The 26,181-nt window shown below is 60.4% G+C and carries 20 protein-coding genes; 11 read left to right on the top strand and 9 right to left on the bottom strand.

What is annotated here, in order from left to right; translation table 11 throughout:
* Positions 1–220 precede the first annotated feature (220 nt).
* Positions 221–3,178, top strand: a complete 2,958-nt coding sequence (gene polA, locus H6A60_RS05410; RefSeq protein WP_205102388.1) for a DNA polymerase I — start codon at positions 221–223, stop codon at positions 3,176–3,178.
* 155 nt (positions 3,179–3,333) lie between these two features.
* On the opposite strand, the gene H6A60_RS05405 is transcribed toward polA, so the two are convergent.
* Both H6A60_RS05405 and H6A60_RS05400 read right to left on the bottom strand, forming a co-directional pair.
* Positions 3,334–3,768, bottom strand: coding sequence for an META domain-containing protein (locus tag H6A60_RS05405; protein ID WP_205102387.1), 435 nt, complete (start codon positions 3,766–3,768; stop codon positions 3,334–3,336).
* A gap of 266 nt (positions 3,769–4,034) precedes the next feature.
* Positions 4,035–5,270, bottom strand: coding sequence for a dicarboxylate/amino acid:cation symporter (locus H6A60_RS05400; RefSeq protein ID WP_205102386.1), 1,236 nt, complete (start codon positions 5,268–5,270; stop codon positions 4,035–4,037).
* Positions 5,271–6,082: 812 nt separating this feature from the next.
* Between H6A60_RS05400 and H6A60_RS05395 the strand changes: the two genes are divergently transcribed.
* The 8 genes from H6A60_RS05395 to H6A60_RS05360 all read left to right on the top strand — a co-directional run bounded on the left by H6A60_RS05395 (position 6,083) and on the right by H6A60_RS05360 (position 16,017).
* Positions 6,083–7,063 (top strand): sulfurtransferase, encoded by a 981-nt coding sequence (locus H6A60_RS05395; RefSeq protein ID WP_205102385.1) that lies wholly within the window; start codon positions 6,083–6,085, stop codon positions 7,061–7,063.
* Between the two features lie 215 nt (positions 7,064–7,278).
* Positions 7,279–7,554, top strand: a complete 276-nt coding sequence (locus H6A60_RS05390; protein ID WP_205102384.1) for an exodeoxyribonuclease VII small subunit — start codon at positions 7,279–7,281, stop codon at positions 7,552–7,554.
* 51 nt (positions 7,555–7,605) lie between these two features.
* Positions 7,606–8,523, top strand: coding sequence for a polyprenyl synthetase family protein (locus tag H6A60_RS05385; RefSeq protein ID WP_205102383.1), 918 nt, complete (start codon positions 7,606–7,608; stop codon positions 8,521–8,523).
* Between the two features lie 97 nt (positions 8,524–8,620).
* On the top strand, positions 8,621–10,558 hold the full coding sequence (gene dxs, locus H6A60_RS05380; RefSeq protein ID WP_205102407.1) for a 1-deoxy-D-xylulose-5-phosphate synthase: 1,938 nt from the start codon (positions 8,621–8,623) through the stop codon (positions 10,556–10,558).
* A 199-nt stretch (positions 10,559–10,757) separates the two neighbouring features.
* A complete protein-coding gene (murB, locus tag H6A60_RS05375; protein WP_205102382.1) occupies positions 10,758–11,795 on the top strand; it encodes a UDP-N-acetylmuramate dehydrogenase in 1,038 nt (345 codons plus the stop codon).
* Between the two features lie 254 nt (positions 11,796–12,049).
* Positions 12,050–12,769 carry a PAQR family membrane homeostasis protein TrhA gene (gene trhA / locus H6A60_RS05370; protein ID WP_205102381.1) on the top strand — a complete coding sequence of 240 codons (720 nt, stop codon included), beginning with the start codon at positions 12,050–12,052 and terminating at the stop codon, positions 12,767–12,769.
* A 173-nt stretch (positions 12,770–12,942) separates the two neighbouring features.
* Positions 12,943–13,911, top strand: a complete 969-nt coding sequence (locus tag H6A60_RS05365; RefSeq protein WP_205102380.1) for a LysR family transcriptional regulator — start codon at positions 12,943–12,945, stop codon at positions 13,909–13,911.
* Positions 13,912–14,202: 291 nt separating this feature from the next.
* Positions 14,203–16,017, top strand: coding sequence for an aryl-sulfate sulfotransferase (locus H6A60_RS05360; protein ID WP_205102379.1), 1,815 nt, complete (start codon positions 14,203–14,205; stop codon positions 16,015–16,017).
* Between the two features lie 151 nt (positions 16,018–16,168).
* Here the strand turns inward: H6A60_RS05360 and H6A60_RS05355 are convergent, their stop codons facing one another.
* Both H6A60_RS05355 and rpsT read right to left on the bottom strand, forming a co-directional pair.
* Positions 16,169–16,705, bottom strand: a complete 537-nt coding sequence (locus tag H6A60_RS05355) for an aldo/keto reductase (protein ID WP_205102378.1) — start codon at positions 16,703–16,705, stop codon at positions 16,169–16,171.
* Between the two features lie 272 nt (positions 16,706–16,977).
* Positions 16,978–17,241, bottom strand: a complete 264-nt coding sequence (rpsT, locus tag H6A60_RS05350) for a 30S ribosomal protein S20 (protein ID WP_205102377.1) — start codon at positions 17,239–17,241, stop codon at positions 16,978–16,980.
* Between the two features lie 261 nt (positions 17,242–17,502).
* On the opposite strand from rpsT, the gene murJ reads away from it, so the two are divergent.
* Entirely contained in the window at positions 17,503–19,041 is a 1,539-nt protein-coding gene (gene murJ, locus H6A60_RS05345; protein WP_205102376.1) for a murein biosynthesis integral membrane protein MurJ, read from the top strand.
* Between the two features lie 29 nt (positions 19,042–19,070).
* On the opposite strand, the gene H6A60_RS05340 is transcribed toward murJ, so the two are convergent.
* From H6A60_RS05340 to H6A60_RS05320, 5 genes are all read right to left on the bottom strand, one after another.
* The gene (locus tag H6A60_RS05340; protein ID WP_205102375.1) at positions 19,071–20,240 is read right to left on the bottom strand and encodes a hypothetical protein; all 1,170 of its coding nucleotides are present in this window, start codon (positions 20,238–20,240) and stop codon (positions 19,071–19,073) included.
* Between the two features lie 16 nt (positions 20,241–20,256).
* Positions 20,257–23,241: a fimbria/pilus outer membrane usher protein gene (locus H6A60_RS05335; protein WP_205102374.1), complete on the bottom strand. Its 2,985-nt coding sequence runs from the start codon at positions 23,239–23,241 to the stop codon at positions 20,257–20,259.
* A gap of 34 nt (positions 23,242–23,275) precedes the next feature.
* Positions 23,276–24,121 carry a fimbrial biogenesis chaperone gene (locus H6A60_RS05330; RefSeq protein WP_205102373.1) on the bottom strand — a complete coding sequence of 282 codons (846 nt, stop codon included), beginning with the start codon at positions 24,119–24,121 and terminating at the stop codon, positions 23,276–23,278.
* Between the two features lie 14 nt (positions 24,122–24,135).
* Complete coding sequence (locus H6A60_RS05325; RefSeq protein ID WP_205102372.1) at positions 24,136–24,828, bottom strand: fimbrial biogenesis chaperone; 693 nt, start codon at positions 24,826–24,828, stop codon at positions 24,136–24,138.
* 188 nt (positions 24,829–25,016) lie between these two features.
* On the bottom strand, positions 25,017–25,664 hold the full coding sequence (locus H6A60_RS05320; RefSeq protein WP_205102371.1) for a fimbrial protein: 648 nt from the start codon (positions 25,662–25,664) through the stop codon (positions 25,017–25,019).
* A 336-nt stretch (positions 25,665–26,000) separates the two neighbouring features.
* Here H6A60_RS05320 and H6A60_RS05315 point away from each other — a divergent pair, with 336 nt between their 5' ends.
* Entirely contained in the window at positions 26,001–26,126 is a 126-nt protein-coding gene (locus H6A60_RS05315; protein ID WP_205102370.1) for an ESPR-type extended signal peptide-containing protein, read from the top strand.
* The last annotated feature ends 55 nt before the right edge of the window (positions 26,127–26,181 follow it).

Below are 26,181 nucleotides of genomic sequence, written 5' to 3'. Positions count from 1 at the left end.
CGACGCGCATTTTCGCGCTCTCTTCACTTCGTATTATGCCTCGAAGATCGCCCGCAAAGGCCTCGCGCAGCAAGTGTTTCGGCTATTCTTGAGCGCGCCGCGCAACACTTGATGCACCGCCATTTCGGCGCGCGCGGCTCTCGGGCGCAGACGCCCGCAAGAACCCATCCCTTCCGGCAACACCATTTGATTCTGCAGCGCACGTGCGTGCGGCGTATTTATGACGAAAGTTCTTCTGATTGACGGCTCCAATTACCTTTTCCGCGCCTATCACGCGCTCCCTGCACTCACGACGAGTGCGGGCGAGCCGACAGGTGCGATGAAAGGGTTTCTCGGGATGCTGAGCCGCGTGCAGACGATGACAAAGCCCGACCTCGCCGCGATCGTTTTCGACGCGCCCGGCAAGACTTTCCGCCACGAGATGTACCCGGACTACAAGGCAAACCGTCCGCCGATGCCCGACGATCTGCGCGTGCAGATCGAGCCACTCAAGGCGATTGTGCGCGAACTCGGCTGGCCGCTCGTTTGCGTTTCCGGGATCGAAGCCGACGACGTGATCGGCACGCTCGCGACGCGTGCGGCCGCGCAGGGCATGGACGTTGTTGTTGCGACGGGTGACAAGGACCTCTCGCAGCTTGTGAACGAGCGCATCGTCATTCTCAATACGATGAACACCAAGCTCTACGACCGCGAAGGCGTCAAGGAAAAGTACGGCGTCTATCCAGAGCGCATCATCGACTACCTGGCGCTCATGGGTGACAAGGTCGACAACGTGCCCGGCATCGCCGGGTGCGGTCCGAAAACGGCCGCGAAGTGGGTGAACGAATTCGGCAGCCTCGACGAAATCGTGCGCCGTGCCGACGAAGTGAGCGGCAAGATCGGCGAGAAGCTGCGCGCGGGCTTGGGCGAGCTCGACCTCGGTCGGGCGCTCGTTACGGTGAAGTGCGATGCCGAGATCCCGGGCGTCGATTCGCTTGAGGCGCTTCGGTTTGTCGAACCGGATGCCGCAGCGCTTTCCGCTTTCGGTATCCGTTGGGAGATCGGGCTCTCAACCGTGCTGCGCGCTGCGGCGGGCGGCGCCGATGCGGCCAAGCGCGCCGCGCAGGCGATCGAATCGGGGGAGGCGCTTTCTCGCGCCGCTAAGCTCGGTCGCGAGAAAGCCGCCGAATCGGCGGAATCGGCCGATGCGGCAGATACGGCCGCCTTTGCGCAAGGTTCGCTTTTTGACGAAGCGTCCTCGGGTGCAGAAGCGGCGGCTGCGCCCGTGAAGGCACTGCGCCTGCGTTCGGGCAAAAACGCTTCGAGCGCTGCGTCGCGCGCCGAAGTGCTCCCTGCTGCCGCGGCGACGCCGACGGCGCCCGTTGCCGTGACTGTGACGGCGCCCGCAGAAAACCCCGACGAAATTCCTTTTACGGCTCTCGATTCGCGCGAAGCGCTCGAGGCGCTTGCCAATCGACTCGCGACTTGTGCACTTCCTGCCGCCGTGGCGCTTCTTTACGACGGCCGCGCACAGAAGCCCGATTTTGCGGGGCTAGCGATCGCAACGAGCCCGAAGGATGTCTTCGTCGTGATGACGAGCGTTTCGCTCGGCTCGAGCGTGATTGCCGAGGTGCTCGGCCCGTGGCTCGCTTCGGATGCGCCCAAGGTCTTTCACGACGCCAAGGCGGCGCTGCACGTGCTCGCACATTTGAAGTGCGCCGTAGGCGGCACGATCGACGACACGATGCTCATGGACTACGTCCTTGAGGCGCATCTCGGGCACGAGCTCTCGAAGTTGGCCGCCCGTACGCTCGGGCGGCGCGTGCCGAGTGCCGAAGACGTGCTCGGCAAGGGCGCCAAGCGCCTTCCCTGGCGCGAGTGCGAAGAGGGCGCGCTCATGCGGCTTCTTGCCGAAGAGGCGGCGGCCGTGCGCGGACTTTGGTCGGTGCTCGATCGGCGTCTCGCGCGCGACGCGGCCTTACTGCGCGTCTACGAAACGATCGAGCGTCCGCTCATGCCCGTGCTCTTTCGCATGGAGCGCGAGGGCGTTGCGCTTGACTGTCGGCTGCTCCTCGAAGAGTCGAAGGAACTGGCCGTACGCATTGAAGCGCTCGAGCGCGAAGCCTACGAAACGGCCGGCCGCGAATTCAATATGGCCAGTCCCAAGCAGCTTGCCGAAATTCTCTTTGCCGAGCTCGGGTGCCCGGTCGTGAAGAAGACCGCTTCGGGGACGCCCTCGACCGACGAAGAAGTGCTCACGGAACTCGCGCTCGACTATCCGCTCCCGAAGATCATTCTCGAGTACCGCCGGCTCACGAAGCTCAGAAGCACCTATCTTGAAAAGCTGCCGAAGATGACCGACGGCGACGGGCGCATCCGCACGACGTTCGGGCAGGCAACGGCCGTGACGGGGCGACTCGCGAGTTCGGAGCCGAACCTGCAGAACATTCCGGCGCGCACGCCCGAAGGCCGACGCATTCGCGAGGCGTTCGAAGCGCGTCCGGGCTGGACGATCGTCGACGCGGACTACTCGCAGATCGAACTGCGCATCATGGCGCACCTCTCTGGCGACGAGGGGCTTCTCTCGGCCTTTGCGCGCGGCGAAGACATTCACCGCTCGACCGCATCCGAAGTGTTCGCGACGCCCATTGAACAGGTGACGAGCGACGAGCGCCGCATGGCCAAGGTGATCAACTTCGGGCTCATCTACGGTATGAGCGCCTTCGGACTCGCGCAGCAGCTCGGGCTCGACCGCAAGGTGGCGGCGGCCTATGTCGACGAATACTTCCGGCGTTTCCCCGGCGTGAAGCGCTACATGGAGCGCACCCGTGCGGCTGCAGATGCGGCCGGTTTTGTCGAGACGGTGTTCGGCCGCAGGCTTTGGCTGCCCGAGATTCGGAGCGGCCGACGCAACCTCAAGGCCGCTGCCGAGCGTGCGGCCATCAATGCGCCGATGCAGGGGACGGCGGCCGACCTCATCAAGCTTGCGATGATCGCGGTCGACCGGTGGCTCGCCGAGGAAAACCTGAAGACGCGCCTCATTCTGCAGGTGCACGACGAACTCGTGCTCGAGGCGCCTCCTGAAGAGGTCGAACGCGTGCGCACGATGCTCCCCAAACTGATGGCGGAGGTGGCCGAGCTTGCCGTGCCCCTCATTGCCGAAGTCGGTACGGGCCCCAACTGGGGAGCGGCGCATTGAGTAAGCCCGAAGAAAACGCTTACGGTGCGCGACGCTGAAGGGCGATCTGCGGCGTTAAGTTGAATGAGACGAAAAATGGGCGGCGTTTCCTATGAGAAAGCCGCCCATCTTTAATGGCGGTGCGTGCGCCGGCAGGTCGGCGCGACAAGCGCCTTCTAGTCACAGCGGCCCGGGCGTTCTGGCACGAGCTTCAGAACGGGCTGCATGTCTTCGCCCCAGAGCGTCACGTTTTCGCCTTCGGCCGTCGCAAAGCGGGCTTTGCCAAGCGCGGCCGTGAAGCGCTGTTCGACATCCATGAAGGCCGGGCCGCACATGCGCATCGTCATTGCGAAGTTCGTGAAGGAAATCGCCTTGCCTTCGAGCTTGTAGCCGCCCGTGAAGCTGTTGCAGCCGCCGTTGCCGGAGACGCGGTCCTTCTCGAAGGCGATCGTGGGCGGAATTTCGCATTCGCTGTTGGCGCCCTCGGCCCACATGAAGGTCTTGCCTTCAAGCGCAGGCACGTCGCCCGCGGGGCCGCTCGGCGCAGTGGCGCAACCGGTGAGAAGAATCGCACAGGCGCCCAAGGCGGCGCCGAACTTCCATTGCTGCATGTCGAGAAACTCCTTTTTGATTGGTGGGAGCCGCGCCGATTCAGTGTCCGGATGTCGAATGACTTCAGAAGAGACGCGGCGCGAATGCAGAAATCTTAGCCGCTCTTCGGCTATTTCGAGCGGTTCTTTGACTGCTTCGGCGCGCCGACGCGTATCAAGCGGCAGACGCAAAAAAAAGCCGGCGCGCGTCAACGAAAACGCGCGCCGGCCTGATCTTCAGAGGTCAAAGACCTCGGCAAATCGCCGCTGACAAATCAGCGTCGGACTTACGATTCGCCTTCGACGTAGGGTTCCTTGTTGAGGTCGCCTTCGAGGTTCGTCACGACGAGCGCGGAGGCAACGTCGCCCACCACGTTGATCGACGTACGGATCATGTCGAGGAAGCGGTCGATACCGGCGATGAGCGCCACGGCTTCGAGCGGAATACCGACCTGCGTAAAGACGATCGTCGTCATGATGAGGCCTGCACCCGGAACGCCGGCGGTGCCGACGGCGGCGAGAACGCCCATCAGAACGACCGTGGCCTGGTCGGTGATCGTGAGGTTGATGCCGTAGACTTCAGCCGCAAAGACAGCGCACACGCCCATGTAGACGGCCGTACCGTTCATGTTGATCGTGTTGCCGAGCGGAATCGAGAAGAAGGAGACGGCCTTCGAGGCGCCGAGCTTGCGGGCGGCAACGAGGTTCGCGGGCAGCGCCGCGGCCGAGGAGCACGTCGTAAAGGCGATGAGCCACGGCTCGAAAATGCCCTTGAAGAACTTCTTCGGGCCGGTCTTCGCGAGGATGGCAACCATCGGCGCGAGGATGACGATCACGAGGAAGGCGGTGGCAAAGAAGGACGTCAGAAGGAGCTTGAAAAGCGGAAGCAGGACGGCGATGCCGTGCTGTGCAACCGTGTAGGAGATCAAGCCGAAAACACCGATCGGCGCGTAGAGCATCACGATGCTCGTCATGCGAATCATTACGTCGCCGACGATCGTAAAGAAGTTGAGCACGGGCTTGCCGCGTTCACCGAGCCCGGAAAGCGCAAAGCCGAAGATCACGGCAAAGAAGATGATCTGCAGCATGCTGCCCTTAGAGAGGGCTTCCATCGGGTTGATCGGCACGATGTCGAGAAGCGTGTCGACGAGCTTGGGCGAAGTGACGGCCTTCATCTGCAGGCCTTCGGTCGAGAGGTTGAGACCGATGCCCGGCTGAATGAAGTTTGCAAAGAGCAAACCAATTGCAACGGCAATGGCCGTCGTGATGGCATAGACGAGCAGCACCTTGATGGCGACGCGCCCGAGCTTGGCCGTGTCGGAAATGCCGGCAGCACCAGCAATGATCGTGGCGATGACGAGAGGCACGACCACCATGCGGATCAAGCGGATGAAGAGCTGACCGAGCGGCTGCAGGTAGCTCTGCGCGAACGACGAGTCAACCATGGCGCCGACGATGATACCGAGCACAAGGCCGATCATCATTTGCCAGGCGAGGCTGAGACTCTTTTTATTGGAGGACATAGTTTTCTCCACCTTAGCGATTGATTGGATTTTGTGTTTTTGTCAATGCCGGCGCTTCGCGCGCGCGACCGCTCGGAAGCTGTTTGCCGCTCTCGCGGCCCCCCAACGGCATTCGCCAACGACCTGCAAGCGGGCGAAAAACGCGCGGGCAACAGGCCGTCCAACAGGAAATCGCTCCCCGTTGTTTCGATTGTATGGGGGCTCGACTTTTGAGGAATTACGGGTAATTTTTTAATTAAAAATACGCATAAAACATTAAAACCTTAGGGAAAAATGTAAAGAGATTTGATTTTTTGGAAAAGTTTTGTCGCCTAAAGGGGGAAAGGCCCCGTTCGGGCGGAACCCCGACTTTTTGTCGTTGCGCAAGATTTGGCGAAATCGTGTTTGTTCTGCGACGCTGAAAGACAATTGAAATATCTCTTTATGGGTAGTTTGAAACGTTAAGATCCCCTGAAAGTTTGTTTTGACACGGGCTTATCCAAGTCGCTTCACATAACGGTACCGCTTAGGCGAAGAAAACGTAATTGTTTTTACGTATATGGGGCGGCGCGGCATGACAAAAGGCTGTGGAATGGAGGGTTGCGATGCGGTTTGCGTCCCGAAAGGGATCGACGAGCGGTGTTTCCTGCGTCGTTCTGCGTGATTTTCGGCGTGTTGGGGAGCGTTGCTCGGGTGGCCGCAATGCGACAATGGATGCTGACGTGAGGCGCGCGGGTGGTATGCGGCGAGCGAACGGCTCCTGTGGTACGTCAGCGCGTCGAAACGAACGAAAATCATCACGACAAAACACGACAACAACAAAGGTGGACGCTATGCAGGACTTCGGTCACGGCTTTTTCATGTCGCCCGAAACGTATGCGGAACTCTCCAAGGCTTCGAGTGCACTCGGGCGGCTCGAGCCCGCGCACGAGTCGGTGCCCGACATGTTTGCGGCGCTTCGCGCCCCGCGCCTCGTCTTGATCGACGTACGCTCGAATCTCACGGGCGACGCGGCGGCCGCGCGCGCGAGCTTTGCCGCAGCGCACGTGCCGGGCGCGCGGTTTCTCTCCTTTGAGGCGGTTTTCACGTCGCCGAGAACAGCCGAGAGCGGCCGTCATCCGTGGCCGGCGGCATCGCATGTCCGCGAGGCGCTCGTCGCCTTCGGGGTGCTGCCCGAAGACCGCCTCGTCTTCGTGGACGAAGGCGCAATGACCTTTGCCGCGCGGGCGCTTCTTTGCGCGCGGCTCGCAGGCTACCCCGACTGTGCTGTGCTCGAAGGCGGCCTGACGCGCTGGCGTGCGTTGGGACTGCCGACGGAAACGGGGCTCGTCGAGGCGCTCGCCGAGAAGCGCGAACGGGCGGCGGCTTTTGCGCCGGCCGCGGGGCCCTGCGTCATCGGGCTCGACGACGTGGTGCGCAACCTCGACGATCGCACTTTCAAGCTTCTCGACGCCCGCCCGCATACGCGCTGGCTCGGTGAAGAGAAGAGCGACATTGCGCTTGACGGGGCGGCGGGCCGCATTCCGGGGTCGCTCAATCGGCCTGCTTCGGAAAATGTCGACGCCTTCGGGCGCATGAAGTCGCCCGAGCGCCTGCGGCTCGAATTCGAAACGCTCCTGGCGAAATACAAAGCCAAGCCCGCCGATATCGTGCAGAGCTGCGGCTCGGGCGTTGCCGCCTGTCTCAATGTCCTTGCCATGGACCGTGCGGGGCTCCTCAGCGCGGACGAAGCGCGCCTTTACGCGGGTTCTTGGTCCGAGTGGGCGCGGCATCCGGCGCTGCCGCGCGAGAGCGGGCCCGAAGCGGACACCTGACTTTTCGATCGCTCGGATAGAAACGATCAACCGCAGCGAGCACCCGGCGTGCGTGCGCTCGGGTGAAACGTTTCGCTACAATCGTTCAAATTTGCCGATCGGCTGCTTCAGAGGACGTACGCGACTGCGCGCCGCCCGAAGTGGTGCGCGCGCCACGTGCGGTTTGAGACCGCCCGTGCGGCCGCCGTGGCAACACGCGACAAACGGAATGCTTTATGACCGACTCCGCTCAGAAACCCGTTGAAGCGCTCTCCTTTGAAGAGGCGCTCGAAGAGCTTGAAAACCTGACGGCCAAAATGGCCTCGGGCACCGTGACGCTTCGCGAGAGCGTGGCCGCCTACGAACGCGGTGCGGCGCTTCTCGAGCGTTGCGAAGGGGAGCTCGCGGCCGCGCGCGGCCGAATCGAAGCGCTGCGTGCAAAGAATGCGCAGAAGACAGAAGAGAAGACGGCCGGGCGCGCTTCGCTTTCGGCGAGCGACATTCCGTTCTGAAGCCAGTTAAAAGACAGAAAACGACGAAGAAGGTAGAGCAAAGGTAACGACATGAGCGAGGCAATCGAATTCAGCGCCTGGGCGCACGAGCGGGCCCGCCACTTCGAGTGGCTTGCCGAGACGATGCTTCCGAAACCCGGTCAGGAGCCCAAGCGCCTCGTGGGCGCGATGCGCTACGCGGTTTTGGGCGGCGGCAAGCGCATTCGACCGCTCCTTTGCTATGCGGCCGGCGAGATTTCCCGCGCGCCCGCCGAGCGGCTCAACCGCGCTGCGCTCGCGCTCGAATTCATTCACAGCTACAGCCTTGTGCACGACGACATGCCTGCGATGGACAACGATACGCTGCGCCGCGGCCGGCCGACGACGCACGTGCGCTACGGCGAAGCCGAAGCGATGCTCGCGGGCGACGCACTGCAGGCCGAAGCTTTTGCGGTGCTCGCCGGGATTGACGACCCGGCGGCGGGCATGCGTCTCGTCGGCACGCTTGCGCGCGGCGCCGGTGTTTTCGGCATGTGCGGCGGGCAGTCGCTTGACCTCGCGATGGTGGGCGAAAAGCCGGACGAAGCCGAACTCGCGCGCATGCAGTCGATGAAGACGGGTGCGCTCATTTTGGCCGCCGTCCTCATGGGCGCGCAGGCGGGCGACTGGGATGCTCTGACGCCCGAAACGAAGACCGGGCTCGTGCGCTACGCGCAGTCGATCGGCATCGCCTTCCAAGTGGTCGACGACATTCTCGACTGCACGCAGGACACCGCCACGCTCGGCAAAACGGCCGGCAAAGACGAAAAGGACGACAAACCCACGTGGGTGTCGTTCTTGGGACTCGAGGGCGCCAAGGCCCGCGCCGAATCGCTTTTGAACGAGGCGCTCGAAGCGCTCGCGCTGATCGGGCGCGACCCCGCGGTCGAAGCCGGGGCCCTCAGGCGTCTCGAAGAGATTGCGCATTACGTCACGAGCCGCACGCATTGAGGCTGTCCAGAAAGGGGCGCTGCGGCGCAACGAAAAGAACACATTGATCAATACCGGAGTCGATATGAAGAGCCAAGCGAGCGAAACGAAAGAGGCGATGGGCGCGGCTGCAGAAGAGACGCAGAGCGAATCCGCTGCGCCCGAAGGCCGCTTTCCGCTTTTGAGCCGCATCGATTCGCCCGAAGACCTTCGCGGGCTGCCTGAAGCGGCGCTTCCCTCACTCGCCGAAGAGATCCGCGGCTTCATGGTCGAGAGCGTCTCGAAGACGGGCGGCCATCTCTCGAGCTCGCTCGGCGCGGTTGAACTCGCCATCGCCCTTCAGTACGTCTTCAATACGCCGCGCGACCGCATCATTTGGGACGTCGGTCACCAGGCGTACGCACACAAGATTCTCACGGGCCGCAAGGGGCGCTTCGGTACGCTGCGGCGCTTTCACGGGCTCTCGGGGTTCCCCAAGCGCAGCGAAAGCGAGCACGACGCCTTCGGCACCGCGCACTCGTCGACTTCGATTTCGGCCGCGCTCGGCATGGCGGTTGCTGCGAAACTCAGGGGCGAAACCGATCGCTGGACCGTTGCCGTGATCGGCGACGGTGCGCTCACGGGCGGCATGGCGATCGAAGCGCTCAACGACGCAGGCGTCTACAAGTCGGGCGTGAAGCTTCTCATCATCCTTAACGACAACGACTGCTCGATCTCGCCGCCCGCAGGGGCGCTCTCGGGGCACCTCGCAAAGATTGTCTCGACGCGCGCCTTCAATAGCGCCCGCGAACGAGGCAAGCGTGCCCTGAAGCACGTGCCTTGCCTCTGGGACATCGCCAAGCGTATGGAAAAGCAGGCGATCAATTTCGTGAGCCCGCCCTCGGCGATCTTCAGTGCGTTCGACCTCAACTACTACGGACCGATCGACGGCCACGACCTCAAGGAGCTCGTCGAGGTGCTACGCAACCTCCGAGAGCTCGATCAGCCGCTCGTGCTCCATGTCGCGACGCAAAAGGGCAAGGGCTATAAGCCCGCCGAGCTCAATCCGACGCTCTATCACGGCGTCTCGCCCTTTGACCCGCAAAAGGGGATCGTGGTTTCCGATAAGCCCGACAAACCTACCTACACGCAGATATTCGGGCGTTGGGTGTGCGATATGGCCGAGCGCGACGATCGTCTCTACGCCATCACGCCCGCCATGCGCGAGGGCTCAGGGCTCGTTGAATTCGAGAAGCGCTTTCCCGAGCGCTACCGCGACGTCGCGATTGCCGAGCAGCATGCCGTCACTTACGGCGCGGGTTTGGCCTGCGGGGGCTTGAAGCCTGTCGTTGCCATCTATTCGACGTTCCTGCAGCGCGCGCTCGACCAGGTCATTCACGACGTGGCGCTCCAAAATCTCCCCGTCATGTTTGCCGTCGACCGCGGCGGCATCGTGGGCGCGGACGGCGCTACGCACCAGGGGGCCTTTGACATTGCCGAACTTCGAGGCATCCCGAACATGACCGTGATGACGCCTTCGGACGAAAACGAGTGCCGTCTGATGCTCAATACGGCGTTCGCCATGGATACGCCAGCGGCCGTCCGCTATCCGCGCGGCAAAGGACCCGGCGTAGAAGTGAGCGCTAACTTTGAAACCATTCCCGTGGGGGTTTCGCGCACGCTGCGCGCCGGGCACGGCGTCGCCTTCCTCGGGTTCGGCGCCATGACGAACGTTCTGAAGCCCGTGGCCGAGGCGCTTGATGCGACCCTGATCGACATGCGCTTTGCCAAGCCCCTTGACCGAGCCGTGATTCTGCGCGCAGCCGCTTCGCATTCGCTTGTCGTGACGGCTGAAGAGGGCGCGCTTGCGGGCGGCGCGGGCGAAGGGGTTTCGTCCGTCATTGAGGAGGCCGGTCTCGTTGTTTCCGTTATGCACTTCGGGCTTCCCGACGCTTTCGTCGAGCAGGGCTCGCATGACGAGGTGATGCGGGAGCTCAACCTCACGTCGGAAGCGATCGAAGCGGCGGTACGCCGTCGTCTTGCCGAGCGAACGATCGAGCACGGCGCGTTCGTGTAATCTTTGCGTAAAGGGATTGCGAGCGGCGCCACCTCGGAGGGGCCCGATCGTAATCCCGTTTGCGGCGAGTACGGACTGGTGCCGTAGGGCATCTGTCCTCAAGCTGCGGGGCAGCGGACTGCAAGCGTCCGCGCCCCGCGTTTTTTCTTCCGGTTTGACTTTCAGCTCGCCATTGGACGAACAGGACGGAGCCCGAAGCATGCTCAATATTGAATTCGACAAGTCTCTCGAAGCGCTGACGACCTTCGGCCTGCCATCGACAGCCGAAGCATATGTCGAGGTCGATTCGCTCGATGCGCTGCGCGAAGCGTTTGTCTTTGCGCGGGAAAAAGGGCTTCGCGTGCGCCTTCTCGGCGGCGGCGCCAACATCGTGTCGATGCCGCACGTTTCGGGCCTCGTTATTCACCCGGCGATGAGGGGGATTTCTTTCGCAGAATCCCCCGAGAACGACGCCCTTCTCGTCACGGCCGGCGCCGGGGAGAGTCTCGACGGGCTCGTTCGCGAGACATTGAAGCGAGCGGGCGGCCTTGAAAACTTGTCCGCCATTCCCGGAAGCGTCGGCGGCGCCGTCGTGCAGAACGTAGGCGCTTATGGACTCGAGCTTGCCGAGCGCTTCGTGTCGGCGCTCGTTTACGACGCACAAAACGACGAAGTCCGTACGTTTGACCTTGAGGCCTGCGACTTCTCCTATCGCATGAGTGTTTTTAAGCGTCCGGAAAATGAAGGACGGTTCGTCGTGCTTGAAGCGACGCTGCGGCTGCCGAAAGCTTGGGCGCCCATTCTCGGCTACAAAACGCTTGCCGAACGCTTTGCAGACGGGTCGGGTCGGGAACTAACCCCCGATTCGGTTGCCGAAGCCGTTCGCGCAATACGCGCCGAAAAGCTCCCGGATCCTGCCGAGATAGGCAGCGCGGGCAGTTTTTTCAAAAACCCGATCGTGCCCGTCGTGAAGGCGAGAGAACTTCTCACGCAGTACGGCAGCCTCGTGACGTATCCGATCGGCGGAGATCGCGTGAAGCTCGCTGCCGGCTGGCTGATCGACGCCTGCGGCTTCAAGGGGACGTCCAAAGGCCGGCGCGGCGGCGCAGCGGTTTACGACAAGCATGCGCTCGTTCTCGTCAATGCGGGCGGCGCTACGGGTGAGGATGTGGTCGCGCTCGCGGACGATATCGTGCGGGCTGTTCAAAAGCGATTTGACGTTGCGCTTGAGCCCGAACCCGTTTTCTTCGGCGACTGATCGGCGAGGACGAGGTGGCTGGGCGAGCGTTTTGCCCCGAGCGCTCTCGTTCATGATGTTCGGGAGATTTCTGCTGGTCGGTTAAGAGGCAAATCGTTGGCATGACAGATGAGTTCGTGCGCCGACATGGGGCGAGCAACGATCGGATACATATTTGCGCAGTCAGGGCGGGTTTATACCTAATCCAAGTAACCTTTTTGAGTTAATCTTTTTTCGACAATACGGAGACTGGTTTTTTCAAAAGGGATTTGATCGTGAGAGAAGGCGCCGCATTTAAGACAACGGCCGGAGCAAAAGGCCTCGTCGGATCGCGCGCATGGGCGGCAGGCGACACGGGCGGCTATTCGTTCGGCGAAGAAGTGGCAAATGCTGTGACGCACGGGCTCGCCGCCGCGCTGTCGATTGTGGGGCTCGTCGTACTCGTGATGAGTTCGCTCTGGCATGACCGCAGCACGGTTGTCGTGGCGAGTGGCGCCGTCTTCGGCGCTTCGATGATCGTGCTCTACCTTATTTCGACGCTCTATCATGCGCTGCCGCAGCCCGGGGCGAAGCGGGTGCTGCGCGTGCTCGACCACAGCGCCATTTATCTTCTTATTGCAGGCACTTACACGCCTTTTTGCCTCGTCACGCTGGGCGGCACCCGAGGAACGGTTCTCTGCGCGATTGTCTGGACGATCGGACTCGCCGGCGCTTTCCTTCAGCCGCTCCTCATTCGTATTGCCGACTGGATCAACTGCATTCTTTATCTTGCGCTCGGCTGGTGCGTGATTTTTGTCATCAAACCGCTCATTGAAGCGCTGCCGCCCGCAGGGCTTTGGCTTCTGGCGGGGGGCGGAATCGCCTACAGTGCGGGTGTCATTTTCTATCTCTGGGAGAAACTTCCCTACAACCACGCCATCTGGCATCTTTTCGTGCTGGCTGGCACGGCGCTGCAATTTTTCGCGGTGCTCTTTTTCGTGATTCCGGGCAATTGATGCGGGAAGCTTAAGCTCGGGAGCAATCTTTCGGGGCTGTCCGTGTCTGAAGAAGTTTTCCGAAAAACGGGAACCGTCGGGGCCAGGTTTTCTTCATGTGAAGGCATTTCTGCCTTGGTTTTTGCCGGGCATTCCGTTAGGCTCAAGCAATCAGAACAACCTGGACCGAAAAGATGACGCAGCTTCCGAACCTCGACTTTGAGGCCGTTCGCATTTTCACGAGTCTCATCGAGACGCTCAATCTCTCCAACACGGCCGAAACGTGCGGCGTCAGCATTTCGTCGGCGAGCCGCACGATCGCGAAGCTGCGGGCGGTCTTTAAAGACGAGCTTTTTCACCGTTATCCGCACGGCATGCGTCCGACGCAGCGCGCCAAGGAGCTTGAGGCACCGATGCGGCGGCTCCTGCGCGGCTACGAAGAGATGCTTCGAAGTGCGTCCGACGTCTTTTCGCCAGCCAGAGAGTCGCGGATGTTCCGCATCGGTGCGGTCGACCAGGGCGTCTTCTGCTATCTCTCGCACGGACTCACAAACATTCTCCGGGATGCGCCCAATTGCGGCGTGAACTTTCTGCCGCTCAACGCCGACTTCACCGAGGAGCTGAAGTCTGGCGAACTCGATCTCGCGCTCTACCCGTATTCGGAGCGGCTTGAAGATTTCTGCACGCAAGTCGTCTGCCGCGACATCTTCGTTTTCGCCGTGCTTGCCGATCATCCGCTCGCACACCGAGTGGCTGCGGGCGAATCGGTGACGATGCGCGACATTGGGGCTTATCGCAAGCTTGGCGTAAGCGTGACGCCGCGTCATCACCTGCGCATGGATCACTTTTCCGTTCCGCAGAGCCACATTCAGTTGCGCGCGGCCGATACGGCCGTCTGGACGCCGTATTTTTCGCTCTTCCCGACCCTCTTGGGCTGCACGGATCTTGTCGCCGTGATGCCGCTGCAGCTCGCTCACCGCTTCAATCAGATCGGTTGCGAACTCGTTGTGCTCGGACGTCCTTCGGATGCGAAGACATTTGAGCCCGTTCTTGTTTGGCACGAACGCACGCAGGGGGATCCGGCGCTGCAGTGGCTCAGAAGCCACTTCCTCGCGGCGATTCCGCCGCTGCCGAATCCCGAGGACGTCCCGGTTCTGCATTGAGCGGACTGCGAGTGCAGAGGAGCTCGCGTTGGAATACCGCATTGGAGATTCCTGCAGATGCAACCTCGCGCTTTTCCCAAGAGAACGGTAGGCGCTTGTCTTTCTTAGCGGCAGAGCTGTTTCCCAGAATTGACAAATGGCAGTCCCGAAAGAGTGGCCGCCTTCTCGCGAAAATGCGTCTGTTCGCAATGGCGCTTGTCCGCCAAACTTCTCTCCGTGCGCTCGAAGCGTGCTGCTCTTTGCCGCGCGCCCAGCCCTCGAGCACTCGATTCACAAGAAAGGAGAGAAGCAATGAATCTCAAGATGAAGCTCGCCGCGATCGCCGTCGTCGCATCCGTTCCGTTTGCAGCCTTTGCCATCGGCGGTCCCTCGGGCGCAAAGATCGACTATCACGTTCAGGGCCATTTGGGCGAAGTCATGATGAATCCGTACGGCATTGCGCCGCTTACGGCGATCGTTCGCGACGGCGGCTACACGGTGAAGGACGTCACGGTTCGCGTGCTTCCGAAGCCCAACGGCCAGGAAATCAAATACAACGTCTCGAATCGTCAGGTCCTCACGCACGGCGGCATTCCCGTTTTCGGTCTCTATCCCGATTACGTCAATCACGTTGAAATCTCCTACACGCGTGAACTGCGCGGCAAGAGCGAAAAATTCACCGACACGATCCAGCTCTATGCGCCGCCTGTCTACTTTGAAGTAGCCGGCATCACGATGGAAAAGGAGATGCCCTACGGCGTTGAAGTGAAGAAGGTCGATCCCGAATTCAAGGATCGCCTCTACTTCGTCAACAACATTGCCGAAAAGTCGGGCATCGGCACGCGCGTCGTCTGGAACAACCCCGCGGGCGGTGCTCTCGAATGGAATTTCTGGCCGCAGAATACGATTCTTGACACGGCCGGTCACGTCCGTTGGTACATGTTTGCCAACCCCATCTACGATCTCAACTCGATCTACAGTGCGGGCGTGATGATGGGCTTCAAGCAGAACGACGACGGCATGCTCTCGTGGGGTTACGGCCAGCGCTACGTCAAGTACGACATCATGGGCCGCGAAGTCTTCAACCGCCGCCTGCCGCTGCGCTTCTCCGACTACTCGCACTCGATGGACGATGCGCAGAACGGTCACTTCTTCCTGCGCGTGGCCTCTTCGAACTTCAAGCGTCCCGACGGCAAGAACGTGCACACGGTGCGCGACGTGATTGCTGAAATCGACCAGGAAGGCGTCGTCGTTGACGAATGGCGCTTGGCCGACATTCTCGACCCGTATCGCGACAACGTTCTGAAGGTTCTTGACCAGGGTGCGGTCTGTCTCAATATCGACGCTTCGCAGGCGGGCAAGACCCTTACGGAAGAAGACATCAAGGCGCTCGACAAGTCCGACCGCTTCGGCGACATCGTCGGCACGGGCGCGGGCCGCAACTGGGCGCATGTCAACTCCGTCGACTACGACCCCGAAGACGACTCGATCATCATTTCTTCGCGCCATCAGTCCGCGATGATCAAGATCGGCCGCGACAAGAAGGTGAAGTGGATCCTCGGTTCCCCCGAAGGCTGGAAGAAGGGCTGGGCCGAAAAGGTCCTGACGCCTGTTGATGCCGACGGCAAGCCCATCAAGTGCGAAGGCAGCAAGTGCGAAGGCGACTTCGACTGGACGTGGACGCAGCACACGGCCTTCAAGATCGACGAAAAGAGCAAGGGCGACATCCTTTATCTGTCGGCCTTCGACAACGGCGATGCGCGCGGCATGGAGCAGCCTGCCCTTCCCGAAATGAAGTACTCGCGCGCCGTGATCTACAAGATCGACCAGAAGAAGATGACCGTTCAGCAGGTCTGGGAATACGGCAAGGAACGCGGTCACGAATGGTACAGCCCCGTGACTTCGCTCACCGAATATCAGGCTGACAAGAACTCGATCTTCGTCTACTCGGCTACGGCGGGCGCTTCGTTCGACCTCGCTTCGGGTGCCTTCACTTCGTCGCCGAACCCCTTCATCGAAGAGTTCAAGTGGGGCGCGAAGGAACCGTCCGTCGAAATTCAGCTGAAGAACTGCTCGGGCTACCAGGCCTGGCCGTTCTCGATCGATAAGGCCATGAACGCCCGCTGATCGATCGTGCGCTGATGCGGTTGTGTGGGTGATGAGAGACTCGAACTGAAGATTCTCGCCCGAGACCGCTTGACGCGACAAAAGCGAAGCCCGCGAGCAGTTGAAGCTGCCGCGGGCTTCGCGCGTTTGGCGAGGCTTCCCTTATTGAAACTCAGCGCTTTTCAACCTGCGCCTGCTCGTCTGCGGGGTAGCGGTCGCCCGCGATGCCGATTGCGTCGATTTCTGCTTCAAGCGCCTGCCAGTCGGCTTCGGCCACCGTGAAGTCGGCCGCACGGAAGTTTTCTTCCATATGCGAGAACTTCGTCGTGCCCGGGATCGGGACGATGAAGTCGCCCTTGGCGAGGAGCCAGGCGAGCGCCACCTGAGCGGCCGTCATGCCGCGGGTGCGCCCGAACCGGTGAAGCGCCTCAACGACGCGGTAATTCTTGCGAAGGTTTTCGGGCGTGAAGCGCGGCAGCGTCTGACGGGTGTCGTGTGCGGGATCGAACTGCGAGTACTCGTTGATGTCGCCGCCTAAGAACCCGCGGTTGAGCGGGCTGTAAGGAACGAAGCCGATGCCGAGTTCCTTCGAGGTCGGGAAGATCGACGTTTCCGGTTCGCGCCACATGATGTGGTATTCGCTCTGAACCGCCGTGACGGGGCATTCGGCGTGCGCGCGGCGAGTGTCTACAATTTGTCCTTTATCCATGAGGTGCCTGCCGAGTCGACGGTTTTCCGGGCTTTGGGGCCGCTTCGAGCTTGCGTTCGATTGACTTTGAGGCTTGAAGCGCTGCCGCCTTTCTTTGGGTACCGTCTTTGCCCGTATGTTGGGGGACCGAAGCAGGAATTGATCGGGCTGCGGGTACGAAAATGCGGGCACGAAAAAAGCCTCGACTCCTTGTGCGGGAGACGAGGCTCTTTTTGTTCGAGAGGCGAAGCGTTTCGAGGCGCTTCGCTCCCGATCGGTCAAAAGACCGAAAATTAGGCCATAGCCTTGATCGAGGCCGCGAGGCGGCTCTTGTGACGGGCAGCGGCGTTGCCGTGGAGAACGCGCTTGCGGGCCATCGTGTCGATCACGGATTCAGCCGTCTTGAAAGCTTCCTGAGCAGCGGCCTTGTCGCCGGCGGCGACGAGCTTGCGCACCTTCTTGATGGCGGTGCGGTACTGGCTGCGCTGGGAAGCGAGATGCAGGTTGCGCGCAACGGTCTGGCGGGCGCGCTTGCGGGCTTGCTTGGTATTAGCCATTTTTTAAGTGTCCTTGCCTAAAAACAGTCGACGATCAGTAGTTACTGTGCCGATCGCCGCTGCAAACAATCGCGAGCGTGGGCTCGGCCGGTAATTTATTCATCTGGTTTCGAGTCGCGCCGTCAAACCGCGTACTGCGGCCGTCGACGTCGATTGCGCGACCTCGAAAAGTCCTAAACTATACCAAATTTCGAATCGCTCAACAACGGCTGAGCCATTTTTCTTCAATATTTTTCGCGCCTTTTTGCCCAACGGTGAACGATGTCTCTCATTAAGTCCGCTGCGACCATCTCGGGTCTGACGCTCGTGTCGAGAATAACAGGCGTAATCCGCGACATGCTCATTGCCCGCTACTTCGGCGCAAGCGCCGCCACCGACGCGTTTTATGTGGCGTTCCGACTGCCCAACATACTGCGGCGGCTCTTTGCGGAAGGCGCTTTTCAGCAGGCCTTCGTGCCGATGCTTTCGGATGTGCGCGAGAACGCGACCCCCGAGCGCTGCGCACGTTTTATCGACCATGTATTCACCGTGCTCGGGCTTGCGGTTTTGGGCGCGAGCGTTTTGGGGGTGCTCGTCGCCCCGGTGCTTGTGTGGCTCATCGCGAGCGGTCTTGCAGAGAATCCCGAGGCATTCGATTTGGCGTCTGCGCTGACGCGCTTCATGTTCCCGTACATCGCCTTCATGAGTCTCGTGGCGCTCGCTGCTTCCATTCTCAACACGCTCAAGCATTTTGCAATTCCGGCTGCGACTCCCGTACTGCTCAATATCTCCTTCATCGGCTTCACGGTCTTTGCGGCCCCTTATCTTGACGAACCCATCTGGGCGCTTGCTGCGGCCGTGATCGTCGGGGGCGTACTGCAGCTCGGCACGCAAGTGCTTGCGCTCGCGCGACTTGGCGTCATCATTCGCCCGCGCGGCGTTCGCGAGAGCTTTGCCGACGACGGCGTCAAGCGCGTCATGAAGCTCATGGTGCCGGCGCTCTTTGGCGTCGGTGTCGCGCAGCTCTCGATCATCATCAACACCAACATTGCTTCGCACCTTGGGCACGGCGCGGTGACGTGGCTCAACTATGCGGATCGTCTGATGGAGTTTCCGACGGCGCTCCTCGGTACGGCGCTCGGCACCGTGCTTCTCCCTGGGCTCTCTGCGGCATATGCGAAGTCGGACGATGTTCGCTACAACCGACTTCTCGATCATGGGCTTCGGCTCGTGATGCTTGTCGGCGTTCCGGCGAGCATCGGCTTGTGGCTCACGGCCGATGCGCTTGTCGCCTTTCTCTTTCAGGGGCAGAACTTCACGCCCGCCGACGTCGCGAAGACGGGCGCAGCTGTTGTCGGCTATGCGGTGGGACTCATTGGCCTCATTGCGCTCAAGATCGTCGCGCCTGCTTTTTATGCGCGAAAAGACATCCGTACGCCCGTCAAGGTTGCGTTTCTGAGTCTCGTTGTCGTGCAGCTCGTGAACCTCGTCGCCGTGCCGCTCTTTTCGCACGCAGGGCTCGCGCTCTCCGTGGGGCTCGGCAGCTGCGTCAATGCGGCGACGCTTCTCGTGCTCCTGCGCCGGCGCGGGATCTATTCGCCGCTTTCGGGCTGGGGGCGGTATCTCCTGCGCGTATTGGCCGGGAGTGCCGTCATGGGGGCGGCGCTCTGGTTCGGGCAGCGCGGACTCGACTGGTCGACGATGACATGGACCGTTCGCGCCGCAGGCGTCCTCGGCATGGTGGCAGCGGCCGCGCTCCTTTACTTTGCCGTCATCAGTCTTTTCGGCTGGCGGCTTTCCGACATTCGTCCTAAGGACTGAATTGTGAGAGCAGGCGGTCGGGACGACCGTCAATTCACCCAGAAGCGAAGCGTTGCCGTCGTTGAGAAGGCGCCCGTATCCGTGTCGGGTTCGAGCTGGCAAAGACCCCAGTAGACCGGTTGCGAGAGTTTTCCGTTGTTGAGCGAGCCGAACGGGTGGCGTGTGCGCCAGTCGGGCGTTTGACCGCTGCAGACGAGATTCGCGCGATCGAAGGCATAGACAAGACCGATGCCTCTGAATCGGGTGCCGTTCTCGTGCGTGAAGGCTGCGAATTTACGGTTTCCTTCGTAGTAGAGGTGAGCCGGATCGATCGAAATCGCGACGGGAGACGATCCTCCGTTTCGACAGGCGATCGAGACGGTGCTCGAGCGCGAGAGGTCGAGCGGGCCCTTGCTGCGGCGCGCCCGAACATTACCGAAGCGAATGGTCTGTGGGTCGACCGAGAGCGTGCAGCTGCTTGAAATTGTGGCGGTCCCGCTGCGCGTGAGGTAAAGGTCGCTCGGACGCGTGTGAGACCGCTCGCCTCGCAGACCGCTCGAAAGGGCTAGTTTAAGAGCCGGGTAAATAAAGCTCGTGCCCGAAACGCGGCAGGGCTTTTGCGTGCAGATGAGCCACACGCGCAGGTTCTCGCCCGAGAGATTCGCAGGGTTTGAGAGAGATGCCAGAATGTCCTCGGAGGCGTTTTCAGGTACTGGCACAGCTGGTCCGAGCGTTAGTGCGGCGCCGAGTTCGGCCGCCGGCAGCTGTCCGACCGTACCCGCTGCGCGCGGATTGTTGTTCGTCCACCGGTACTCGCGACCAAACATCCGATACGTCAACGTACCCGTGAGACCGACGGCCAAACCATTGCCAATCGAGAAGGGTAGAGCGGAAATCGGGCGGCCTGTCGATTCGTTGACAATCGTGAGGCCGATAAGGTCGGGGGGTTGTCCCTCGGGCGCGTGGTACTCGAAGACATAGTCTTCTGCCGAAGCCGATACGGGCGGCGCATAGGCCAGTATGCCTTCGCCAAAGCGCGACGCCGCTTCGTTTGTGCGCGCGAGGTCGATGCGGTAGAGGTCGCTCGAGACGGCTTCGGCAGCACCCGCGGACAGTGAAGCGGCGAGTGCAAAGACGCACCCGAAGGCAACCCGGAGCGGCGGGGCAGCGGTCTTCGCTCGCTTATTCTGTGCTTTGTGCATGATCGGCGTGTTTTGCATATCGGACTCACTAAACTCACGGGAGAATTTGGAACCAGGGACTGTAGTCGTCGCTTTCCGGATAACTCGTTTGACCATGTTCGGGGTTATCAGCCGCAGTCGCTGCGTCACGGACGGGCGTTTCTCCCGGCGTCTTCTCGGGCAACGACACCGCGAGCTTTTCGGCGACCGCAGTTTTTGCTGGTCGGGGGGTGGGTGCAGCCGTGCTGTCGCTCGGTTTATCGCTTTCGGTCATCTCGTTTGCGGTGTTCTCGGCGCTCGTGCGGTTTTGCGTACGGTCGGTTGAGCTTTCCTTAGCCTGCAGTTCTGAAGAAAAGTGGCAGACGACGGTTTCGCGCACGATGCGTGCGTCCGGTTTTTCGGCAAGCGCTTTTTTGAGCGAATAGGGTGCCCAGCAGGTGCGGCGTACGTCGTTTTCCGACCAGATCACTTCGATCACGCCCGTTTCGGGGGCGGCGCCGAAATAGGCGCGCGAGCGTTCGTTTAAGACCGTATCCATAGTGGAGATGCTCTTATGTGCCAGGAGACGAGCAACGGCGCCGAAAGGCAGTTTCCCGCCGGAAACGTCTCTTACCTCCACGACGAGCTGATGCCCCTTCATGGTTTCAAATAGCACGGCAAGTACTGCATCATCGGCGGGAACGAGATTTCGCCGGTAGATCGGCATAAGCACATTTGGCGGAATTGAGTTCGGGTCGATTGAAATATCGTTGATGCGGTAGTTGTTGAGGCCTGTGACGACGAGCCAGTCACCACTCTTGGCGGTAACGGCATAGGTTTCAGGCCTGGCATCGGGGGCGTGCTCCACTTTGAGAAGCGCTGTGGCGCCCGTGAGCGTCTGTGCAGGGATGAGCTCGCCTTCGGCGGCGATGAGACTGCCGTCGATGTTGGCCGATAGGCGCGTTGAGTCGTGGGTGCGCGAAGCCGATAGCATCCAGCGGCCTCGCCCCGTATCGTGTGAGAGCGTGGCGTTCACGACCGAAAGATCCTGGCCTTGCGAACTTGAGAGTGCGTAGCTCCAAAGTTGGTTTTCGCCGAAGGAGCCGCTTATGCCTTCGGTCGCGGTAAATGATCCACTGTCGGTACGCTGCACGCTCAAATTCGCGTACTGCGATGTCGCTTCGTAGCCGAAAAGCAGCGAGAGCGGCGCTGAGAGATTGAGGTAAAGAATGCTTTCGCGTTCGTTTTCCCCGCCCGCAAGTCGATTACGGTCGTGCTGAAGCGAAAGCGCGATGCTGATGCCGTTCCAGTCGGTCGTGAGCGACGTCATGAGACTTTCGCGGCGCCGATCGTCTTCGTAGCGAAAGAGCGATCCGCTCAGATTCCAGTTTCCCCACTGTCCAAGCGGCTGCGAGAGTGAAAGCGTGAGCTCGTCCTTGAGGTCACCCCCATAGTTGGAGTAAAGCCATTCGTCGGAGTCGCGCTCGGCCAAGGTTTCCGACAGCGACAGGTAGCGTCCCGCTGTGTAACGGCGCCAGTCGGCGGAAAGATACGCGCCCGTCGAAGCAAAATGCTTTTGCCACTCAAGCGCAATGCGCGAGCCCGACGTGCGCTCTGCGTTGTTGCGATCGAGCTTGTAGCTGGCGTTTTCGAACTGCAGCGACGCCGCGCCGAGCAGGCCGAGATTGGCTGCGGTACCAGCGGTGCCGTTGAAGTAGTTTTCGCTCGCCTGGAAAGCGCCGAAAACCGTCACATCCCAGGGGAGCCCGTAGCCGAGCCCGGCAGCGGCCACAAAGGGCTTTTCGCCCATACTCTCGGCAGTTCCGCGCCAACGCCCGAGGGCGGCAGAGTAGTGTACGCGGCCGGCTCGCAGCTGCAGCGCCGTCTGGTTGTATGGCACGATGAACCGGCGCTCGCGCCCGTTTTGCTCGAGTACTGTCACTTCGAGATCGGTCCCTGAAGTGAGGCCCGGAAGGTTCTCAAAGGAGAACGCGCCAGGCTCGACGTTGCGCTCATAAACGATGCGGCCGAATTGCCGAACCGTGACGCGCGCGGCCGTCTGCGCGATGCCGGAGACAACAGGCGAGTAACCGCGCTCGATCGTCGACATCATTGATTCGTCGTCGTAGAACTCAAGCCCGAGAATCGGAAGCGCGTCCTGAAAGAACGACTGTGTATAAATCTCGCCGGCGCGCAGTCGCGTTCGACTCTCGCCAAATACACGCGTGATGTAGGCGCTTCCTCGATCAAAATCCGTGTCGTTCGTTTCGCCACCGTCGGCCGAAAATGCCCCGTTCGCGTATAGGCGCCATTCGTTGAAATTAAGCCGTGCATCAAGGCCGAGGTACGCATGCGTGCGGCGCACGCCGTCGTAGCGCTCCCAGTCGGCGCTGCCGCGGTAGTTGAGAACGGCAGCGGGTACGCCGTATGTCCAGCGGGGCGGTGGTGCAATGTCGTCCTGTATTCCGAAGCTCGAGTACCAGCTGCGCGGCACGGTGATGTCGGCGCGAAGATTCACTGTATCAAACGTGACCGAAGCGCCCGGAACAAGCGCGTCGATATCCTCAATCATGTCGAGCGGCCGCTTCTTTTTGAGTTCCGGCAATTCGTCGAAAAGAAGCGGTTGAACAAGGAGCACCATCGCAGGAAAGCGAATGCCTAGTGAGCTGTCGGGCTTGCGGTAGATTTCGACATTCTGGTGAATAAGAAAGCGGTTGTTGACGAAAAGGTCGTATTGACGTCGACCGATGTCGGCGTCTTCAATCAATCGAGCGAAGTCAACGTTTGCCGCGTCGTCGCCAAAGATGTCGCGAAGTGCGCTAGGGCTGAATGTGCTGCGAATGGCTTCGTTCCTGCGGTCGGCAGACTGGTGCGTCGCATCGGTTCCCTGATCCGGAGCGATGTCCGATGTGGCAGACTCGGCCGCAGACAGCGGTACGGCGAGCATTGACGCACAGAAGATCGCGAGCGGCGTGCGTGCTTGAAGAAGATCGGCGCGGAGCACTCTTCTTGGCTTCGCTTCCTTCTTCTTAAGGCTTTTCAGTTTTGCGGCCTTTTTCATTCAAATCTTTCGTACTTTTTCGAGCCGTCGCGCTTCACGGCATTCCCTTTTCCACATCCAGGGTTCTTGGTGCGGTTACCCGGCCGTTCTCGCCGATCAACGAAAAGTCGAGTGTTTTGGGACAACGCTCCGAATGATCGAGAGGCATCGTGAGCGTTCCGTGAGGCTCGATCATGGGAAAGAGCTCGGTGCGAATGTGTTCGTGCGGAGCTTTCGCCCGGCTTGACGGCGTTTTGAGCGAGCTCACCGTGCACCAGTAGGGCGAGGGGTTGACGAGCGTGATGGCGTCGCCCTCGCACCGCGCCTGCATGCGCGAGCGGGCTTCTTCGCTGCCGAAGGCGTTCGCAATCGCGTCAGGTCGCCAGAAGAGCTTGACGCTTCCGAGGAAGCTCACGTTGATGCGCGCTTTTTCTTGTTGAGTTTCGGATTGCTGGCTTGACGTGTTTTGCGAAGCTTCACCCGGCAAGAGTCGCAGATTCACGATGTAGAGGCTCTCCTCGTCTTTGGGGAGATCCTCTCGGAGGCGAATGATTCGAAACGGACGGATTTCGCCCGGTCGAACGAGCTTGATGCCGGGCGAAACCATAAAGTCTTCGGTCGCTTCACTGACAAGTCCGACGCCCGCGAAGGGCGACACGCTCGCCGATACGAGAAGCGGTGCATCGCTGTTGTTTTCGATCGAAAGCGACGCGGCGTGATCTTGTTCGTTAAAAACAACGCGAGAAGACAAAATGCGAACGGGCGCTGCAACGGAAGACGGTGCGTTGTCGCTCGTTCCGGCGGCCGAAGCGGAGAAAGCGGTGACGACAACGAATGTCAAGCCGGCGGCAAAAGGGCGTGCAGCGGCATGAGCATGGGCAAAAAACGAACCATTTTTCATGTGCGCTCCGGCCGTCAGTGCTTTTTTAAGTCGGTTTCGCCGTGGACGACTGTACCGTAGTCGTCTATGCAGCCCCAGATGAGCGAAAACGTATCGGGTGTGTTTGACGGGAGCTTCAGTTGAAGCGTGTGGCCCGGGGCGATGACGCAGTCGTCGAGCTGCTTGGTTTTGCCGTTGATGCTGTAGGCGGCGACCGTCACATTGAAGTTTGATTTGTTTTCTGCCAGGAGCCTGCCGCCCTCAACCCGCCAGCCGAGTTCCTTGATCGCGTCGACCATGTTGCCTTCAAGGTTCGCCGGCCGGTAGAAAACTTTGACGCGCAGGCCGTATTCGATCTGCAGCGAGTTGCTGTCTTTGGCATAGCTCCCCGGAACGGAGTTCGTACGCAGATAAAAGAGCGACTCTTTGTCGCTCGGATAGTTTTCCGGGTGAAGAAGCGCCACCTGTAGCCGCATGTGTTTCCCTGGCGGAGAAAATGCCACGGGGGGCGTCACGATGAAGTCTTCGTTTTTGATGCCTGCCGCATTTTCAATCCAGGCGCGCGTGAGGAACTGCGTATTCGAATCGTTGGCAAACACGGTCGACGCGCTCGTTTGCCCATCCTGCATGATGAGTCGCGTGTTGGAAACGGAAAGTCCGCCGCACTGAGCCGAAGCGGCAATGCCAAAGAGAGCGAGTGCGACGCAAAGACGGGTGCCGAGACGCATGAGTGATTGGTGACGGGGGAGCGGGTTGGGGGGGCGAGGAGGCTTTGCTTCGAGCGGACGGGATGATCTCTAAGACACCGGATCCGTCAATGAGGCAAATCGGCCGACTCGAGTTGATTCCACGAGTCGGCCCAAGCTGATGTAAGCAGGCTTCAGGCGATCGGAAAGATCACCCGTCGATCTGCGAATCACTTGTACTGAAGGACAACCTTCATGCGGGCCTTGACCTTGCCGGGCGTGACATCTTGCGCGTCCGACGCACGCTGCATGACTGCGGCCATGGGGATCGTGACGCCGTCTTCTTCAATGCGCATGTTCTTGGCAGGGACCGTGGTCGACGAACCGACGATCGCGTAGCCGTCATCGCTATCGAAGTCCACGCTGGGCTCGCCCGCCTTGGCGTACTTCACAAGAACACCGATGTTGGTGGCCGTTGTTTCGCCGGCTTCGGCAATGGGAGCGAGCAGGTGATTGCGGTTGTAGGTGGGCATGGTTTGGGTGTCGCCGCTCTGGTCCGTGAAGGTGAGCGAGGACGTTTCGACTTCAATTTCGTCCGTGGCGCCCGTGAGCGTCTGGACGAGGCGGCACTTGGAGAGCTTGAGGTTGAAGTTCACGGGTGCCGTCTGCACGTTGATCGACTTGAAATATTCGGCCGGGTACGTACCGAGCTGAACGGGGGCGCCGTTGAGGTCCGTGCCGATCTCGCAGGCTTGAGCAATGATGCGACCCTCGAAGTTGATTTCGGTCGACGGGTAGAGGGTGTGGTCATTGTCGCCGGCAGCACAGGCGGCGCTGCTCACGGCGAGCGCAGTAAGCGCAAGCATGAAATGCTTCATTTCGTTTTCTCTCAGATAACGGTTGTCGTTCCTTTATGGAGCGGAATACAAAAACACTTAAACTGAATAAACAGCAAGCGTATTCAAGCATAAAAAAATGCATATACGCTTGAATAAAAGTTAAATATTTTTTGCTCCTATTTGAATAGGAAATGGCGATTACTTCTTTTTTAATATTTCTGAGGTGTACGGTTTAATCTATGTTTAAATGTGTGAGTTAAAGAATGACGGGATTATCCTATTGTTGTATTTTGCCATCTAAATCCGCATGTCTTAAATGGCATAAATAAAATGAAGAGACCTCGAAAGGGTTCGAGGGTTTTAAGGAAGAAACTCATGAATAAGATTTTCCGCCGTGTTTTCAATGCGGCACGCGGCACGATTGTGGCTGTGGAGGAAACGAAGTCCTCTCATTCGCAGTCAAATGCTAAAGGTGAAACAATAATGGGGGGGGGGGTATAAGCCTCTTGCCTTAGCGGTTTCTGGTGTTCTAGCTCTTGGGGTTAGTTCATCAGCC

It is taken from the genome of Sutterella massiliensis (assembly GCF_016899755.1).
In the GTDB taxonomy this organism is placed as follows: Bacteria; Pseudomonadota; Gammaproteobacteria; order Burkholderiales; family Burkholderiaceae_F; genus Sutterella; species Sutterella massiliensis.
The sequence above is the reverse complement of the archived record's forward strand: the minus strand, read 5'-3'. Positions and strand labels throughout refer to the sequence as shown.

Excerpts from the sequence above, each read along its gene's own strand:
- polA (WP_205102388.1), top strand. The coding sequence starts at position 221 with ATGACGAAAGTTCTTCTGATTGACGGCTCCAATTACCTTTTCCGCGCC.
- H6A60_RS05405 (WP_205102387.1), bottom strand. The coding sequence starts at position 3,768 with ATGCAGCAATGGAAGTTCGGCGCCGCCTTGGGCGCCTGTGCGATTCTT.
- H6A60_RS05400 (WP_205102386.1), bottom strand. The coding sequence starts at position 5,270 with ATGTCCTCCAATAAAAAGAGTCTCAGCCTCGCCTGGCAAATGATGATC.
- H6A60_RS05395 (WP_205102385.1), top strand. The coding sequence starts at position 6,083 with ATGCAGGACTTCGGTCACGGCTTTTTCATGTCGCCCGAAACGTATGCG.
- H6A60_RS05390 (WP_205102384.1), top strand. The coding sequence starts at position 7,279 with ATGACCGACTCCGCTCAGAAACCCGTTGAAGCGCTCTCCTTTGAAGAG.
- H6A60_RS05385 (WP_205102383.1), top strand. The coding sequence starts at position 7,606 with ATGAGCGAGGCAATCGAATTCAGCGCCTGGGCGCACGAGCGGGCCCGC.
- dxs (WP_205102407.1), top strand. The coding sequence starts at position 8,621 with ATGGGCGCGGCTGCAGAAGAGACGCAGAGCGAATCCGCTGCGCCCGAA.
- murB (WP_205102382.1), top strand. The coding sequence starts at position 10,758 with ATGCTCAATATTGAATTCGACAAGTCTCTCGAAGCGCTGACGACCTTC.
- H6A60_RS05365 (WP_205102380.1), top strand. The coding sequence starts at position 12,943 with ATGACGCAGCTTCCGAACCTCGACTTTGAGGCCGTTCGCATTTTCACG.
- H6A60_RS05360 (WP_205102379.1), top strand. The coding sequence starts at position 14,203 with ATGAATCTCAAGATGAAGCTCGCCGCGATCGCCGTCGTCGCATCCGTT.
- H6A60_RS05355 (WP_205102378.1), bottom strand. The coding sequence starts at position 16,705 with ATGGATAAAGGACAAATTGTAGACACTCGCCGCGCGCACGCCGAATGC.
- rpsT (WP_205102377.1), bottom strand. The coding sequence starts at position 17,241 with ATGGCTAATACCAAGCAAGCCCGCAAGCGCGCCCGCCAGACCGTTGCG.
- murJ (WP_205102376.1), top strand. The coding sequence starts at position 17,503 with ATGTCTCTCATTAAGTCCGCTGCGACCATCTCGGGTCTGACGCTCGTG.
- H6A60_RS05340 (WP_205102375.1), bottom strand. The coding sequence starts at position 20,240 with ATGCAAAACACGCCGATCATGCACAAAGCACAGAATAAGCGAGCGAAG.
- H6A60_RS05335 (WP_205102374.1), bottom strand. The coding sequence starts at position 23,241 with ATGAAAAAGGCCGCAAAACTGAAAAGCCTTAAGAAGAAGGAAGCGAAG.
- H6A60_RS05330 (WP_205102373.1), bottom strand. The coding sequence starts at position 24,121 with ATGAAAAATGGTTCGTTTTTTGCCCATGCTCATGCCGCTGCACGCCCT.
- H6A60_RS05325 (WP_205102372.1), bottom strand. The coding sequence starts at position 24,828 with ATGCGTCTCGGCACCCGTCTTTGCGTCGCACTCGCTCTCTTTGGCATT.
- H6A60_RS05320 (WP_205102371.1), bottom strand. The coding sequence starts at position 25,664 with ATGAAGCATTTCATGCTTGCGCTTACTGCGCTCGCCGTGAGCAGCGCC.
- H6A60_RS05315 (WP_205102370.1), top strand. The coding sequence starts at position 26,001 with ATGAATAAGATTTTCCGCCGTGTTTTCAATGCGGCACGCGGCACGATT.